The following is a 16,023-nucleotide window of genomic DNA, read 5'->3' on the forward strand; positions in this document are numbered from 1 at the left end:
GTTTCATTGAAACCTAATTTGATACCGAGGTATCGAATTGGATTATCATCAACGAGTGCCCACACAGATTGATAGGTTCTTATTTTTAAAGAGCTTTTCTAACATTTTCAGCAACTTAGTTGCTCGCCGTTAGGGGTGCGTATCTTACTTCACACCGTGAGAGAGTCAAGCATTTTTTTCAAATTTCTTTTCTCTCAATTCCGACTCGCTGTGTGACTTTCGTCTCACTCCGTGTCGGTGGATGCGCAGTATAGGGAGTTGAGAAATTAGTACAAGCGTTTTTTGCAAAAAAACTTTCAACAGGTCATTAGTTAGCCAAAAGCGTGATATTTGCATATTTCTTCGTCACATTTGAGACATATCACAGCAATTGGTTGGAAAAACACCAACCATATACGTAAGATTCATGTGTCTATTCTGTTAATGGACAATCGATCTCTTTATCACTATGTGTAGTAATTAAAATGACGTCTAAAAAAAATCTGATTTTATGTGTTGGGCTGGCCGTCGTTGGGGGAATCGTCTTCTCTCAAGTCACCATCCCACCAGCCTTGAGTTTTCTCATTGGTGTTATCGCTACTGCTTTTTTATTTTCATTTTCTAGCCAGACACCTTCTATTCAATCAACGGACTCGGATCCATCGACTAAAACTCTGTATGTCGGCAACCTTCCTTATAAGGCCAATGAGAGTCACGTTCGCGATTTGTTTGCTGAATATGGACAGGTCTATGCAGTACGCTTAATGAAAGATAAGCGCACTGGAAAAAGAAGAGGGTTTGGTTTTGTCGTGATGGCTGCGGCAGATGCCAAGCCAGCTATCGCTAAACTTAATGAAAAGGAATATATGGAAAGAACGCTAAAAGTTAGAATTGCGAACGATCCTAAACACCCGGATGGTGGTAAACCAGAACAGGATTAAAACCTAGCTTCTTTAAACAAATGTTCAGTGCATCTTCCTGCCAAGGAGTTGCACTGGCATAAATCGACTTACTTCCCTCTTCCGTATCCTCAATTTCATCACTTAATAGTAATGCTTTTACTCGACGTGCAATGGCTGCACCCGAATCAATTAAAGTAACGTCCCCACCCAAAGCTTGATGAATTTCCTCTTTGATTAAAGGGAAGTGAGTACAACCGAGCACCGCAACGTCTACTTTATCGCGAAGCGGAAGCAGGATTTTTGTCAGTTCGTCTAGAGAAACGCTGTTGCCTCGCAACTTCTCTTCGGCCATATCCACCAAGCGAGTTGATCCCAACAGCTCAACTGGTTTGCCTTGCGCAAAGTCTCGTATTAACTCGTGAGTATATTGGCGTGTTACTGTCGCCGGAGTGGCGATCAGCCCTACCCCTTTTGATGCTAAAAGCGATGCGGGTTTAATCGCAGGGACAACACCAACAACGGGAATCGATAAATTTTCGCGTAAGGAAGGAAGCACTATGGTGCTCGCCGTGTTGCAAGCAATGACGACAATGTCGACTTGGTGTTCTTCGACTAAAGAAGAGACCAGTTGGTTAACTCGTGAAACGAGTACAGCCTGATCGAGTTCACCATAAGGGTAAGCCTGATTATCGAATAAGTATAAGTAGTCTAGCTGGGGCAATAGGCGATGTATCTCTTGGAATACAGAAAGACCACCAACACCAGAGTCAAAAACTAGGACTTTTTTCTTACTTGCTACTCGCACGAGTCTTACCTAAAGAACAGAAACGTTGCGATCATACTGCGTAGATTTGTTTTGGCAATGCTTTAGCATGGTATCTTTGATGGCTGAATCTATCTCCAGATTCTACATCTCGCTTCGTCAACTCGATATGTCCTTGAAAAGATGGCGAAGACGTGACCAATGTGTGAAATTCACCATTTTCCCCACAGGGATCAATTTGACTTGGTAATGACTCTATTAGGGCTTTGTCATACCAGCGACCACACCATTCTGGAGGGAGAACTCTTCCGTCGATGGTGATTAACATAGTTTGAATACCACGCTCTATGATTTCCATCGCTAGTTTTTCGCTGCTCTCCCCTAATAGAGGAAAGACGCATTCCCAGCCAACAGGTTCAATATAGCTGCGTCGGTAATCGGCAATGCCATTACAAAACATATCACCAAATGCGACAGCTTCTATGTTCAGACCACTACTTTGTAATGCATTAACGATGGTCGATTGATAAATGTCGTTACTTGGAAAGATTTCAGGTAGCTCGATAGTAATGAGCGGAAGCGCAAGTAAGTCTGCTTGCATTTGTACGACTTCAAGCGGAGTTGCTTGGAAAGGGACTTCTTTCCCTACGTAAGTCGTGTACAAACCGACAACTTGATAATTTGGATTCTCGTTAAGGCGCTCAAGCGTTAATGTCGAATCTTTACCACTGGACCAACTGATCACCACTCGCTTGGGTTTCTTCATTCGATTTTCCACCACAAAATATTAAAAACCGCCCGAAGGCGGTTTGTGCTCATTCACGATTAGAATTCGTAGCCAACGTTGATATAGTACGCTCGCTCTGCAGCGGGGTAACCTTTTGCCATCTCATACTCTTCATCAAGTAGATTATCGATACGAGCGCTAATAGAGGTCGACTCATTCGGATAGTAAGTCACTGCCGTATCAACCAACGAGTAAGAAGAAAGCGTGATATCTTGTGAAGGCCAAGTGCTGTAATCCACATCTGGACGCTTACCGACGTACTGATAGCTAACCGACCAGTCCACTTTATCGAAGCTCACTAAAGCATTCCACTTATACATTTCTTTAGCGCGACGCTGCAACTGATGCCCTTTATCGTCTTCAGCATCTTTGTAATCTGCACTCAACTGGTGCTGCACAATCCCTGTATCAAACTCAGCAACAAGCTCCACACCTTGGATATGTGTTTCACCATCGACATTCAAATATTTGTACGTGGTTGGATGGTAATCGATAAGATTCGTGATTTTATAGTCATAACCCGTGACGGACCAAAAAACGCCTTGGACATCACCGCTGAATGCTAGCTCCCAAGCATCTGACTCTTCCGGCTTCAGATCTTTCTCACCGTATGTCGGGTCATACTGCTGATATAGGTTTGGAGCCTTAAACGCAGTACCAAAAGAGGCTTTAACCCCAAACTCTGGTACAAACTGGTAACCAGCCGCTAAACTGTAAGTGAACTCACTACCGTATTCTTCATTATCATCAAGGCGAGCACTGCCCTCGAGCATTGCTTTATCAATACTAGTGGTTGCCATACCAAACAGAGCGCCATTGGTACGATCAAACGTTTTATTCGCACTCTTGTCTTTATAAGACTCGTTGCGCCAATCAATACCACCAGCCAACGTCGTATTGTTGTTTAGCAAGTAACTGTTGGTCCACTGGACATTTTGCTGCTCAAGTTCATCTTCAGTACCTGAGTGTTTGCCTTTTGCTTGCTCATAGTTCCAAGACTTCTGTTTCTGTGCTGTTACTTGTAGTTCTGACATCACATTATCAGACTGATACTTACCGCCCAGAGTGACAGAAAGATCGTCTTTTTCTGCTTCGTAGTAACCGCGACTACCGTAGCTGCTGTCATATTGATAAACATTTTCGTAAGCACGTAGGTTACCAAATGCAGACCACTGGTCATTGAAGTTATGCACGTAACCTAGCAGACCATTCTTTGTATCAAAGCCATGGCGATCACCGTCATTAACTCCCGGTACAGGACGAACGTTATAACCATCATCACTTTCACTACCAAGCGCGATATTTAGCTGGCCGCTCTCTGTGACTTTAATACCAGATGCCACACTCAATTCTTGATAATCTAAACTACCTAAACCCGCACTTAACTTCGTTCCTTCTTCGTCAGCACGCGCAATGGTGATGATATTGATCACGCCACCAATCGCTTCTGAGCCGTAAAGTGACGCACGCGCACCACGCACGTACTCAATACGTTGAACGTAAGTAAGTGGGATTTGGTTAAAGTCCACAGCGCCCTTCGCTGCTCGTGCAAAACGTACGCCATCAACCAGTACTAAAACTTGGTCGGAACTGGTTCCACGAACAAATAAAGACGCTAACTGACCACGACCACCATTTTGTGAAACTTGAATTCCGGTAAGGCGACGCAATACATCTGGTAGGGTTTTCGCTTGAATGCGATCGATGTCTTGTCGAGTAACTACTTCGACATCTGCCAACGTACGGCTTTCGGCTTGCTCAAAACGGTTTGCCGTAACAACGATGGTTTCGTCAGTGGAGGTTTCCTGGGCCTGTAGATAAGAGACAGGTGAAAGCAGCGATGCCAAAGTGATCGCCAGTGCGGATTTTCTCATTGTATTGTCCTAAATCGCGTAATTCCTTCCGAGCCCTGTCGTCATGACAGTCCAGTGCTGTGGCTCAGTTGTTGGCAGGTATTCGGACTCAAGAGCACGGGTGTACCGCCTACTTGCTCGACTTCCCACATAAACTAATGCAGTGTCTGATGAGCGTTCGTTCTCTTTTACCGCTGCGCGTCAGTTCTGGATTTACACCAGATTCCCATTTCAGCCATCTAGATTGCTAGATAGCACCAACTTGAGGCAAATATTATTCAGCTATTGATTATTTGTCCAGCCAATATTGCCCTTAGAAGTTGTAACGTTTTGATTGATTTTGCTTTCTACTCTGCCTGTACGCACTATCTTTAAATCAATTCCAGTACAAAACTGGACATCCTATTGAGATTGAATAAAATCTGCGCTCTTAAATTGAATGCACCATAAAAGGTAAGATCATGGCTACTCTTGATGTAAACCCACAACGCTACCAAGAACAACTGGCAGAAAAAGTCGAACGTCTCACGGATATGTTCGCGCCATACAACATGCCAGAACTGGAAGTGTTTGAATCACCAGAGCAGCACTACCGCATGCGTGCTGAGTTCCGTGTTTGGCATGAAGGCGAAGATCTTTACTACATCATGTTCAACCAAGAAACTCGTGAGAAATACCGTGTTGACCAATTTCCTGCTGCAAGCCGTCTGATCAACGACCTGATGCCGCTATTGGTTGAAGCGATGAAAGACAACGACTCACTACGTCGTAAACTGTTCCAGGTGGATTTCCTATCGACACTAAGTGGTGAGATTCTGGTTTCACTCCTTTACCATCGCCAACTTGATGAAGAGTGGATTGAAAACGCGAAAGCCCTTAAACAGCGTTTAAATGATGAAGGCTTCAATCTAAACATCATTGGTCGTGCTCGTAAGATGAAGATTGTCCTAGACCGCGACTACGTGATCGAGAAGCTCGATGTAAATGGTCAAAGCTACATCTACCAACAAGTAGAGAACAGCTTCACTCAGCCGAACGGCAAAGTCGCAGAGAAGATGTTGGAATGGGCTGTCGACTGTACCCAAGAAAGCACTGGTGACCTACTAGAACTTTACTGTGGTAACGGTAACTTCTCGCTGGCGTTGGCACAGAATTTCGACCGCGTACTGGCAACTGAGCTAGCGAAGCCATCTGTGGTATCTGCACAGTACAACATCGCTGCCAATAAGATTGATAACGTACAAATCTTACGTCTATCAGCAGAGGAATTTACTCAAGCGATCGAAGGTAAGCGTGAATTCCGTCGTCTACAAGATGCAGGTGTGGATCTGAAGAGCTACAACTGCAACACGATTTTTGTCGATCCACCACGTGCTGGGATGGATGTCGATACTTGTAAAATGGTGCAAGGTTACGAGCGCATCATGTACATCTCTTGTAACCCTGAAACTCTAAAAGAGAACTTGGACATTCTATGCGAAACACACAACGTGACGCGTTTTGCTCTGTTTGACCAATTCCCTTATACCCACCATATGGAAGCGGGCGTGCTATTGGAACGCAAAATGTAACCCACGGCGTCAAATACAAAAAAAGCGAGCTCAATGGCTCGCTTTTTTTATTTGATTCGTTTGCTTATTCCGCAGAAGTCTTCTTACTGACAAAACCTAGCTTCTTACCAATCCATGCGAGTAAGATCATTGAAACCATGATCGCAAAGAAGTTTGAGCCTGCTTCTGGGTATTGCGCTTTAATAAACGCAGAGTGACCAAACGCACCTACGAAGAAGCACGCCAAGCCAACTAATGGGATATCTTCTGATACCGGATTATTTAGGTACTCTTGGTAAAGAGCTTGTACAGCCAGTACGAGTGCAATCAATGGGAAGATTGAAAAAGACACTTCACTCATGGTCAACCATGACAACAAAGCATCACCACACATACCTGCAACCAGTGCCAAAATCAGCGTTTTCTTTTCAGATTTATTTCCATTCGACATTATTCTATCCCGCCTTTTAATCGGTTACGTTCACGTTCTTTGCGATACCAATAGGCCCCTTTGGCTATCATTCGCAATTGCATGATCAATCGCTCGGCGAGTTCATCGCGCTCACGTCGATCTAAATCTAAAGCTTCAGCCCCCGAACTGAAAACCAAAGTCACAGACGCTTCTGCTTGAGTATACGCCTCTTCTCTGGTCACGCCGGTGCTCATTAAATACTCGGTTAATTCTGCCGCAAAATGCTGGATTTCTCGAGCAACAGCGGTACGAAATTCAGCAGAAGTGCCGGAGCGCTCACGCAACAACAAACGAAAAACGTTCGGACTACTTTCAATGAATTCCATAAAGGTTTCGACCGAGGTACGAATTACGCTACCTTCTTTCACAATACGTTGACGCGCCTGACGCATCAGTTGACGTAGTAGCAAACCGCCTTCATCGACCATGGTTAAGCCTAGCTCATCCATATCTTTGAAGTGACGGTAAAAAGAAGTCGGTGCAATCCCTGCCTCTCGGGCGACTTCTCGCAAGCTAAGGCTGGAAAAGCTGCGATCCGCACTTAACTGACTAAATGCCGCATCGATCAATGATCGACGTGTCTTCTCTTTTTGCTGTGCGCGGATTCCCATCGATTTCATTCTTAACTTGCTCTTTTTCTGTAGGGTACAAGAGCCTCAATATAACGCAATTTGCTCCTACGGAGAAAGATATGTTGCTTCGCTCGCTCTGAGCGCCGAGAACGTTACTATTGGCATGCATCTAATTGCAATGTTCTCGATGCAATTTATAGACATACAACATACCAAATCACCCTTTTGGTCGATTCTGCGTGATCACTTCCACTCTCTAACAGGCATTACGTGTACCAATAGAGTAAATGAGTTAAAATCGCGCTAAAGCAATGTTAAGCAAATATAACAAGGAAGGCATCATGGCGCATGTTAATCACTATGACGTGATCGTAATCGGTAGTGGCCCTGGCGGAGAAGGGGCTGCAATGGGATTAACCAAAGCGGGACTGAATGTTGCCATTGTCGAGAAAGAAAGCAGTGTCGGCGGCGGTTGTACTCACTGGGGTACCATTCCATCAAAAGCACTGCGTCATGCCGTTAGCCGCATCATCGAATTTAATAGCAACCCGCTATTTTGTCGAAACAACACCAGCGTTCATGCAACATTTTCTGACATTTTAGGTCATGCTAAATCGGTCATTGATAAGCAAACTCGACTTCGTCAGGGCTTTTATGACCGTAACTCATGCACACTTTTGTTCGGAACCGCGCGATTTATCGATAACTACTCAATTGCAGTGATGCAAAGCGACGGTACAGAAGAAATCTATTCTGCGGATAAGTTTGTCATCGCGACGGGTTCTCGCCCGTATCAGCCTAACGACGTAGATTTCTTGCATGAGCGCATCTACGACAGTGATTCCATTTTGAGCCTGAAACACGACCCTCGCCATATCATCATTTACGGTGCGGGCGTTATCGGTTGTGAATACGCTTCTATCTTCCGCGGCCTTGGAGTGAAAACCGACCTTATCAATACCCGCGACCGCTTGTTGGAGTTTTTGGATAACGAAGTGTCAGATGCGCTGTCTTACCACTTCTGGAACAGCGGTGTAGTAATTCGTAATGATGAGACCTATGAAAAAATCGAAGGCACAGAAGATGGCGTGATTATTCACCTACAATCTGGCAAGAAGATGAAGGCGGACTGCTTGTTGTATGCGAATGGTCGAACAGGTAACACCGATAAGTTGAATTTGGGTGCTGTGGGTCTGGAAGCGGACTCTCGCGGACAACTAAAAGTAAACCGTAACTACCAAACCGATATTGAGCACATTTACGCTGTAGGCGATGTCATCGGTTACCCTAGCCTTGCAAGCGCCGCTTATGACCAAGGGCGATTTGTCGCACAAGCCATTACGAAAGGTCAGGCAGAAAACTATCTGATTGATGATATTCCAACGGGTATCTACACCATCCCAGAGATTAGCTCTGTGGGTAAAACCGAGCAAGAGCTAACAGCTGCGAAAGTACCGTATGAAGTAGGACGCTCTTCGTTCAAGCATCTAGCTCGTGCACAGATCGCAGGGAAAGACATCGGTAGCTTGAAGATATTGTTCCATCGTGAAACCAAAGAAATTTTAGGGATTCACTGTTTTGGCGAACGTGCCGCGGAAATTATCCACATCGGTCAAGCCATTATGGAGCAAAAAGGCTCAGCGAATACCATCGAGTATTTCGTCAATACCACCTTCAACTATCCAACAATGGCCGAAGCGTATCGTGTCGCTGCGTTGAATGGTTTGAACCGCTTGTTCTAATCTATGCTTCTTGATAGCAGACAGAAAAACAGCAGGCTTGGACCTGCTGTTTTTATATCAACATTGTGCGAGGAAGGTATCCTTGTGCCATTGGTAGAGAAAGATAACCCCTAAACCAATACCCCGCATCAACATAAAGCTCGTCATTGCAAACCACAGCGCGTGATTTTCCCACTCGGCGAACAAGTAAAAGACAACAAAGAAACTGCTGGTCGCGACAAACATACTATTGCGCATGTCTTTGCCTTTGGTTGCACCGACAAAAATGCCATCCAATAGAAAGCACCACATCGACGCAAGTGGCATCACCACCAGCCAAGGTAGATACACCGCTGCTTGCTGCTGCACCGCTTCAATCGAAGTGATCATGGCGATCAAGTGCGATCCCGCCAAACCAAATACCGCAGTCAAACCTAAACAGATGATCAGACTCCAGAAGAAAGTACCAATCAACGAAGCACTGAGTTGCGCTCGGTCTTTGGCACCAATCGCTTCGCCAACCATGGCCTCGATGGCATAGGCAAATCCGTCCATGCCATAGGAAATCATCATCAAGAAACTCATCAATACCGCATTAGCCGCAACCACATCATCACCAAAGCTCGCACCTTGGAAAGTCATAAAGCTAAACGTAGCTTGTAAACATAGCGAGCGTAAGAAGATATCGCGATTGAGTTTTACGAACCGCCCTAGCCCATGTTGAGTATCGGTTAGCAGGCTCTTAGGTGATGGCAACTGACGCGATCGCCATGTTTTCCACACACACATCAAGCCAAACGCCATGCCTGAGTAGTCAGCAATCACCGATGCCAGCGCAGCGCCTTCTACTTTCCACCCCAAACCAATCACAAACAACAAATCGAGGGCAATATTAGTCACGTTGGTGATGATCACCATCCACATTGGTGCTTTGGAATTTTGCGTCCCGAGCAGCCACCCCAACAACACAAAGTTCATTAGCGCAGCGGGGGCACTCCACACACGGATAGAGAAATATTGCATGCCGTAGTGTTTTACCTCTGCGCTGGCGTCACTCCAGCCAAAGATCAAATCAGCAATCGGGTTATGGGCAATAAGGAAGACTAACGCAAACAGCAGCGCCATAAGTGAGCCTTGCATAAACACCAAGGCAAGTTGCTTTCGGTCTTCACCGCCATAGGACTGCGCCGCCAACCCAGTAGTCGACATACGCAAAAAACCAAGCAGCCAAAACGTCACGCTGATCATGGTGCTGCCCAACGCAACACCACCCAAATACCAAGCGTGGTCTAGATGACCAATCACCGCAGCATCAACCAAACCGAGCAATGGAACAGTAATATTCGACAGCACCATAGGTATCGCTAAAGCTAAAACTTGGCGATGAACTTTTGGGTTAGATAAAGGATAGAAGATTGAATTTGTCACAGGCACCTCATCAGTAAGATCGACGAGTGTACCTGAGCGCTTAACGACTAGCCAATTACCACTTGATGTGAACGAGGACTGGCGTGAGGCGATGCTTCAACATTGGAATCTTATTAAGCCAACGCTGCCAAGCTTTCCAACGAGAACAGAATCTATCGAATGGCGAGAAAGCTTTCACCCATTGTGCCCATGGTAACCATTGCAATATCTGTGCTGCAGGTGCTTCAAAGCCATGAGCATAACGATCAGAGCCAAGCTTTTGTCCCCACTTGGTTTCCGTTAAATCTCCTGCCAGCACCATACACAGTTCAGCAGAAACAAAATGTCGACCTAAGGTTTGAATAAATTTCGCGACTTGACGCTCTGTGCAATCGAGCAGTGCCATTTCACATAAAATGAGTACCGGTGCTTGCTCTGGAATGGCTAACGTCTCTAGCCACGACATTTCATCCACACTGCCACAGCGATGTTCATAGCGTTCATTTTTGTGGAACAAGCGCTGACGCCATACCAAATTTTCCGTCACATCCAGCTCTATCCAATGGCAGCGTCCATTATCCAAACGATAAAAGCGGGTATCCAGCCCCGCTCCGACATTGATTATCCAGGCATCGGGATACTGCTGTAAGAAGTGACTAACCTGCTGGTCACAAAGCTGAGTCAGCGTCACGTGCAGCAATTGCTTCTGCGCAATATCACCACTCAAACAATCCGGCGCCATCTTACAGCTCAAACACGCTTTAGCTGCTATCGGATCGTACACCAAGCCATTGTCGACCATGCTTTCACGGCTACGCAATAACAGTGGCTTCAATAGATGGTTAGGAACTTGATGTTTAGACTGAGACATGGGCATTTCCTGCGCCAGAGAGAAAACATAGACATTAATAAAGATGATAATGAATATCAATTACATTATCAAGCTTATAAATTGGCCAAAACAAACAAGGTCAAGATGATGAGCAAGCTTTTGGAGGAAGTAGAAAAAGAGAAAAGAAGAGAAAAGACAAAACAGCCCAGATCAACTGGGCTGCTTAAATACACTTACATCCAATCGGTATTACGAATAATACCAACGGCTAAGCCTTCAATCGTAAGGTGCTGAGACGTTAAGTCCACTTGGATTGGGGCAAACTCTTCATTCTCAGCATGCAGTAATATGGTTGAGCCTTTGCGCTCCAAACGCTTCACAGTCACATCATCATCAACACGCGCAACGACAACTTGACCGTCTCTCACGTCTTGGGTTTTATGCACCGCGAGCAGATCGCCATCCATAATCCCGATGTCTTTCATACTCTCGCCATTTACACGAAGTAAGAAATCCGCTTGCGGTTTGAACATCGCAGGATCGACTTGGTAGTGCGCCTCTACGTGCTCTTGAGCCAGAATTGGCTCACCCGCTGCAACTTGACCAATCAATGGCAAACCCTGCTCATCATTGGCTGCGTCTTCAAGCAGGATACGAATCCCACGAGAAGCGCCTGGAATAATTTCAATTGCTTGCTTACGAGCAAGCGCTTTTAGGTGTTCCTCTGCGGCATTCGCAGAGCGGAAGCCAAGCTCACGCGCAATCTCTGCACGAGTTGGTGGCATTCCGGTGTCATCGATTTTACTTTTAATCAAATCGAAGACTTGTTGTTGGCGTGGCGTTAACGGCTTCATGTCTCACCTGTCTTTTTATACAGTTAACTGTGAGTATATCCAGTAAATGCTCAAATGAAAACCCAATTGGTTGTTTTTTAATTTATTTGTGGAGAGCTTTCAGCTTACCGATTAAGTTCATTCTTTATTCGTTTAAAACACCGACTTTTCAGTTAATCAAGTCAAAGCAATAACTTAGGGGTTCGACTAATTTACAGCCAATAAAATTAAAAGGTTTGACCAGTTTCTGGTATCCTTGCAGCGCTTAAATTTTATCGCCTAGGCTTATTTCTATTGCCGTACTCATCTCTTTTTATAGAGAAGACATGCAACGCGGAAACTGAAATAAGGTTAGGCCTGTTTGAATACCTATTGAGGCTGTGAACTTTATGTCTTCTGGACAATCATTTTCACGTTCATTACTAAAACTACCTTTATCGGTACTGGTAAAGGGCACCACAATCCCGTCGAACCCGATTGAAGATCTGAACATCGACCTAACTAAACCGATTGTATATGCCCTGCCGTTCCGCTCGAACGTGGATTTGCTGACACTGCAAAAACAAGCCATGAGCCTTGGTCTACCCGACCCGCTCAGCCCGCTGGAAATCAATGGCAAAACGCTGAACCGTTTCGTCTTTATCGCTGCGCGTCCAACTGTGATGAACAACGATAATGATGTCCCAACCGATTCTGTCTCTCTGTTCACTGACTTACTGGAACTGCACAAGCTGGATAGTGAGTTGGATGTTCAAATGATCCCTGCAACCGTGCTTTGGGGTCGTAAGCCAGGTAAAGAAGAGAACCAAAAGCCTTACCTTCAACCGATGAATGGTCCGCAAAAAGCCAAAGCAGTAATGGCGGCGGGACGCGACTGCTTAGTTCGCTTTAGTCCCGTGGTATCTCTGCGTTATATGGCAGACTCTCACGGTACCGACAGCGCAATTGCGCACAAACTGGCTCGCGTGGCGCGTATCCACTTCTCACGCCAGAAACTGGCTGCTTCAGGCCCAAACTTGCCACAACGCCAAGTGTTGTTTGCTCGTTTACTAAAATCTCCAGCTATTGAACTGGCGATTGCTGACGAAGCCAAGAGCAAAAACATCTCGATTGATAAGGCACGTAAAGAAGCCCACGACATCATGGATGAAATCGCCGCCGACTTCTCCTATAGTCTGGTGAAAAACGGCGACCGCATCCTGAGTTGGTTATGGACAAAACTATACCAAGGTTTGCACATCAATAACGCCTCGACTGTGCGTCGTTTAGCGCAAGACGGCCACGAAATTGTGTACGTTCCGTGTCACCGTAGTCACATGGACTACCTGCTGTTGTCTTATGTTTTATACCATGAAGGCATGGTGCCTCCGCACATTGCGGCAGGCATTAACTTGAACTTCTTCCCGGCCGGTCCTCTTTTCCGTCGCGGTGGGGCGTTCTTTATTCGTCGTAGTTTTAAAGGCAACAAACTGTACTCAACCATTTTCCGTGAGTATCTAGCTGAGCTGTTTGCCAAAGGCTATTCAGTCGAGTACTTCAGTGAGGGTGGTCGTTCACGTACAGGTCGCTTACTGCAAGCGAAAACGGGTATGCTGGCTATGACCATCCAAGCAATGCTACGTGGTTTAAACCGCCCAGTAACGCTAGTGCCGGTCTACATCGGCTACGAGCACGTAATGGAAGTGGGCACTTACGCGAAAGAGCTGCGTGGCAAACGCAAAGAGAAAGAAAACGCAGGGCTTGTACTGCGTACTCTGCGTAAACTGCGTAACTTTGGTTTGGGCTATGTGAACTTCGGTGAGCCAATTCAGCTCAACCAATACTTGAACGAGCATGCTCCTGAGTGGACGAAAGACATCGACAGCATGGGTGGTAACAAACCACAATGGATGAATCCTGTGGTGAACGACCTTGCTAATAAGATGATGACGCACATCAACGATGCGGCGGCGGCAAACGCGTTGACCTTGTGTGCAACCGCACTGCTTGCTTCTCGTCAACGTGCACTTTCTCGTGACTCGCTGATCAATCAGATTGAGTGTTACTTAAAGCTACTCAAAAATAACCCGTACTCAAGCACCTCCACTATCCCTACCGAAAGTGCTGAGGAGTTGGTCGATCATGCAATTTCGCTTGATAAGTTCGTGATTGAAACCGATAGCATGGGTGACATCATTTCGCTGGACCGTAGCCAATCGATCCTGATGACCTACTATCGCAACAACATCATCCACTTGTTCGCTCTGCCGTCATTAATTGCCCAAATGCTCATTCGTCAGCGCAACCTTTCGGTAGCCAAGATTCAAGCGAATGTCGCGCAAATCTACCCATTCTTGAAGAAAGAGCTGTTCTTAAGTTACCAAGAAGACGAGTTAGATGAATTGGTCGTTAAAACACTGCATGAATTTGCCGATCAGAAAATGATTAGTCTTGATGGTGATAAGCTAGAGATCAATCAATCGAACAACCAGCCTTTGGTTCTGTTAGGTCGAACGATAACTGAAACGCTGCAACGCTACTCTATCGCGATGAACTTGCTTGTTGCTTACCCTGAGCTGGGTAAATCGGACCTAGAGCAGAAGAGCCAAGATATTGCTCAGCGCCTAGGGCGTTTGCACGGTATTAATGCGCCAGAATTCTTCGATAAAGGTGTGTTTACCGCGATGTTCAATACGCTCAAACAGCAAAAATACCTCGATAACGATGGTAACTGTGACACGAAGAAAACGCAGCAATTTGCATGGCTACTGTTCACTCTGCTTTATCCAGAAGTGAAACTGACGATCGAAGAGAGTATTCACCAACTTCGGTCGTAACCGTTTTACCTTCTTCCAATAAGAAAAAAGGCATCCAATCGGATGCCTTTTTCTATTTCTTCGCTTACCAAAATGCGACCAGTAACCCTATCGCTATCACCATGCCAACATAATTGTTGTTAAGGAAAGCCTTAAAGCACAACTCACGCTCACGGTGACGAATTAAGTGCTGCTGATAAACAAACAACGACGCTGCAATCAAAAGGGTCCAGTAGTAACTTTGTCCCAATTGGTAGAACTGCCCTAACCAAACCAACATCGCGAGTGTAATCAGTTGCAACACACCAATAATAAGCTTGTCATGACGACCAAACAGAATTGCCGTCGATTTAATGCCAATCTTTAGATCATCATCTCGGTCTACCATCGCATATTGAGTGTCGTACGCAATGGTCCACAAAGCGTTAATGAGGAACAAAAACCAAACAATCAATGGTAATTCCCCAGTTTGTGCAGCCCACGCCATTGGAATCGCCCAGCTAAAAGCCAAGCCTAGAAATAGTTGTGGAATATGAGTGTAACGCTTCATAAATGGATAGATGAACGCCAACACAATACCAGCGAAGGATAGCTGAATCGTCAGCGGGTTCATGGTCAGCACTAACAAAAACGAGCTGATACCCAAAACCAAAAATAATCCAATCGCCTCTTTTGCTGTCACTTTCCCTGATGGCAGTGGACGTTGCTTAGTACGCTTTACATGGCCATCGACTTTGCGATCTGCAAAATCATTAATCACGCACCCCGCACTACGCATTAGGAATACCCCCAATACAAACACGATGAATACATCCCAACTTGGCATCCCTTGGGCTGAGATAATTAGCGCCCAAATCGTTGGCCACATCAGTAACAGTGAACCAATCGGGCGATCCATGCGCATCAGTTGCCAATATGCTTTGGCTTTTTCTGCGGACATTTACACTGTCTCCTTAGCGTAAACTGGTGAATTAGATAAGAATAACTCGGCGACTAGCATCGGTTTGTGATTCATCCACAACCTTGAGCGTCGCGCTAACAAACGTCCTTCTGGTACGGCTACCCATCCCATTTGCAAAGAGTCCCGCTCAACGTTATCTGCGCTGAACACCGTTAGTCCTAATGGGATATCCCCTTGTTGAGCCAAATCATACTGCTGATCAACTAAGGTTGAACGAGGAATCAATGTCCGCCCAATAACCCAGTTATTATTGTCACCGCACAAAATTACCTCTCTCAGTAAGCAATCTTGTTCGGACAATAACTGGCTTTCGTCCTGTTTTAATGTCGCTGCAGTGACGATCTGATTTTGTAACAATTCTACCGTTAACGCTTGGCAGTGCTGTTTTAAACGACGTGACAAAGACCCTTGCTCTTCAAGCCAATGCTTGGCAAATTCATTTGGAAATTCGAATTCTTCGGGGTTTTGCCACTCTACTTCCAATAAAGAAGCAAGATAGAGTGATGTTGGCTGATTCATACTAGTATTCAATTGGAGGCTTTATGCGTACAATAAAGCAACAACTTACCGTCCATAGTAATGTATGTAACCGTAAG

General features: G+C 45.5%; 14 protein-coding genes and 1 riboswitch. Of the genes, 4 read left to right on the top strand and 10 right to left on the bottom strand.

Annotated features, from left to right (window positions below):
- The first annotated feature begins 464 nt into the window (after nucleotides 1-464).
- Nucleotides 465-920 carry an RNA-binding protein gene (locus tag R8N47_RS21295; protein ID WP_064354401.1) on the top strand — a complete coding sequence of 152 codons (456 nt, stop codon included), beginning with the start codon at nucleotides 465-467 and terminating at the stop codon, nucleotides 918-920.
- Here the strand turns inward: R8N47_RS21295 and murI are convergent.
- The 3 genes from murI to btuB are packed head-to-tail and all read right to left on the bottom strand — an operon-like array spanning nucleotide 883 to nucleotide 4,305.
- Nucleotides 883-1,686, bottom strand: a complete 804-nt coding sequence (gene murI / locus R8N47_RS21300) for a glutamate racemase (protein WP_064354402.1) — start codon at nucleotides 1,684-1,686, stop codon at nucleotides 883-885. The genes R8N47_RS21295 and murI overlap by 38 nt on opposite strands.
- Nucleotides 1,687-1,717: 31 nt before the next feature.
- Nucleotides 1,718-2,410: an ATPase gene (locus tag R8N47_RS21305; RefSeq protein WP_005378675.1), complete on the bottom strand. Its 693-nt coding sequence runs from the start codon at nucleotides 2,408-2,410 to the stop codon at nucleotides 1,718-1,720.
- Nucleotides 2,411-2,469: 59 nt separating this feature from the next.
- Nucleotides 2,470-4,305 (bottom strand): TonB-dependent vitamin B12 receptor, encoded by a 1,836-nt coding sequence (gene btuB, locus R8N47_RS21310; RefSeq protein ID WP_005378674.1) that lies wholly within the window; start codon nucleotides 4,303-4,305, stop codon nucleotides 2,470-2,472.
- Between the two features lie 55 nt (nucleotides 4,306-4,360).
- Nucleotides 4,361-4,561: riboswitch (cobalamin riboswitch) on the bottom strand.
- Between the two features lie 184 nt (nucleotides 4,562-4,745).
- On the opposite strand from btuB, the gene trmA reads away from it, so the two are divergent.
- Nucleotides 4,746-5,855 (top strand): tRNA (uridine(54)-C5)-methyltransferase TrmA, encoded by a 1,110-nt coding sequence (trmA, locus tag R8N47_RS21315; RefSeq protein WP_047104456.1) that lies wholly within the window; start codon nucleotides 4,746-4,748, stop codon nucleotides 5,853-5,855.
- 64 nt (nucleotides 5,856-5,919) lie between these two features.
- Here the strand turns inward: trmA and R8N47_RS21320 are convergent, their stop codons facing one another.
- Both R8N47_RS21320 and fabR read right to left on the bottom strand, forming a co-directional pair.
- Nucleotides 5,920-6,285, bottom strand: coding sequence for a YijD family membrane protein (locus R8N47_RS21320; RefSeq protein WP_005378634.1), 366 nt, complete (start codon nucleotides 6,283-6,285; stop codon nucleotides 5,920-5,922).
- The gene (gene fabR, locus R8N47_RS21325) at nucleotides 6,285-6,926 is read right to left on the bottom strand and encodes an HTH-type transcriptional repressor FabR (protein ID WP_005378632.1); all 642 of its coding nucleotides are present in this window, start codon (nucleotides 6,924-6,926) and stop codon (nucleotides 6,285-6,287) included. Before fabR ends, R8N47_RS21320 begins: the two co-directional genes overlap by 1 nt.
- Nucleotides 6,927-7,189: 263 nt before the next feature.
- On the opposite strand from fabR, the gene sthA reads away from it, so the two are divergent.
- Nucleotides 7,190-8,620, top strand: a complete 1,431-nt coding sequence (gene sthA, locus R8N47_RS21330) for a Si-specific NAD(P)(+) transhydrogenase (RefSeq protein ID WP_005389689.1) — start codon at nucleotides 7,190-7,192, stop codon at nucleotides 8,618-8,620.
- Nucleotides 8,621-8,677: 57 nt separating this feature from the next.
- Here sthA and dinF read toward each other — a convergent pair whose 3' ends face one another.
- The 3 genes from dinF to lexA form a co-directional block, all read right to left on the bottom strand.
- Nucleotides 8,678-10,027, bottom strand: a complete 1,350-nt coding sequence (dinF, locus tag R8N47_RS21335; RefSeq protein ID WP_064354403.1) for an MATE family efflux transporter DinF — start codon at nucleotides 10,025-10,027, stop codon at nucleotides 8,678-8,680.
- A 55-nt stretch (nucleotides 10,028-10,082) separates the two neighbouring features.
- Nucleotides 10,083-10,877, bottom strand: coding sequence for a class I SAM-dependent methyltransferase (locus R8N47_RS21340; protein WP_005378679.1), 795 nt, complete (start codon nucleotides 10,875-10,877; stop codon nucleotides 10,083-10,085).
- Nucleotides 10,878-11,071: 194 nt separating this feature from the next.
- On the bottom strand, nucleotides 11,072-11,692 hold the full coding sequence (lexA, locus tag R8N47_RS21345) for a transcriptional repressor LexA (protein WP_005378682.1): 621 nt from the start codon (nucleotides 11,690-11,692) through the stop codon (nucleotides 11,072-11,074).
- 368 nt (nucleotides 11,693-12,060) lie between these two features.
- On the opposite strand from lexA, the gene plsB reads away from it, so the two are divergent.
- A complete protein-coding gene (plsB, locus tag R8N47_RS21350; protein ID WP_064354404.1) occupies nucleotides 12,061-14,487 on the top strand; it encodes a glycerol-3-phosphate 1-O-acyltransferase PlsB in 2,427 nt (808 codons plus the stop codon).
- A gap of 64 nt (nucleotides 14,488-14,551) precedes the next feature.
- On the opposite strand, the gene ubiA is transcribed toward plsB, so the two are convergent.
- The gene (gene ubiA / locus R8N47_RS21355) at nucleotides 14,552-15,406 is read right to left on the bottom strand and encodes a 4-hydroxybenzoate octaprenyltransferase (RefSeq protein ID WP_005378684.1); all 855 of its coding nucleotides are present in this window, start codon (nucleotides 15,404-15,406) and stop codon (nucleotides 14,552-14,554) included.
- Nucleotides 15,407-15,946: a chorismate lyase gene (locus tag R8N47_RS21360; RefSeq protein WP_005378686.1), complete on the bottom strand. Its 540-nt coding sequence runs from the start codon at nucleotides 15,944-15,946 to the stop codon at nucleotides 15,407-15,409.
- Nucleotides 15,947-16,023: the final 77 nt, after the last annotated feature.

Source organism: Vibrio sp. 2132-1, from assembly GCF_033344315.1.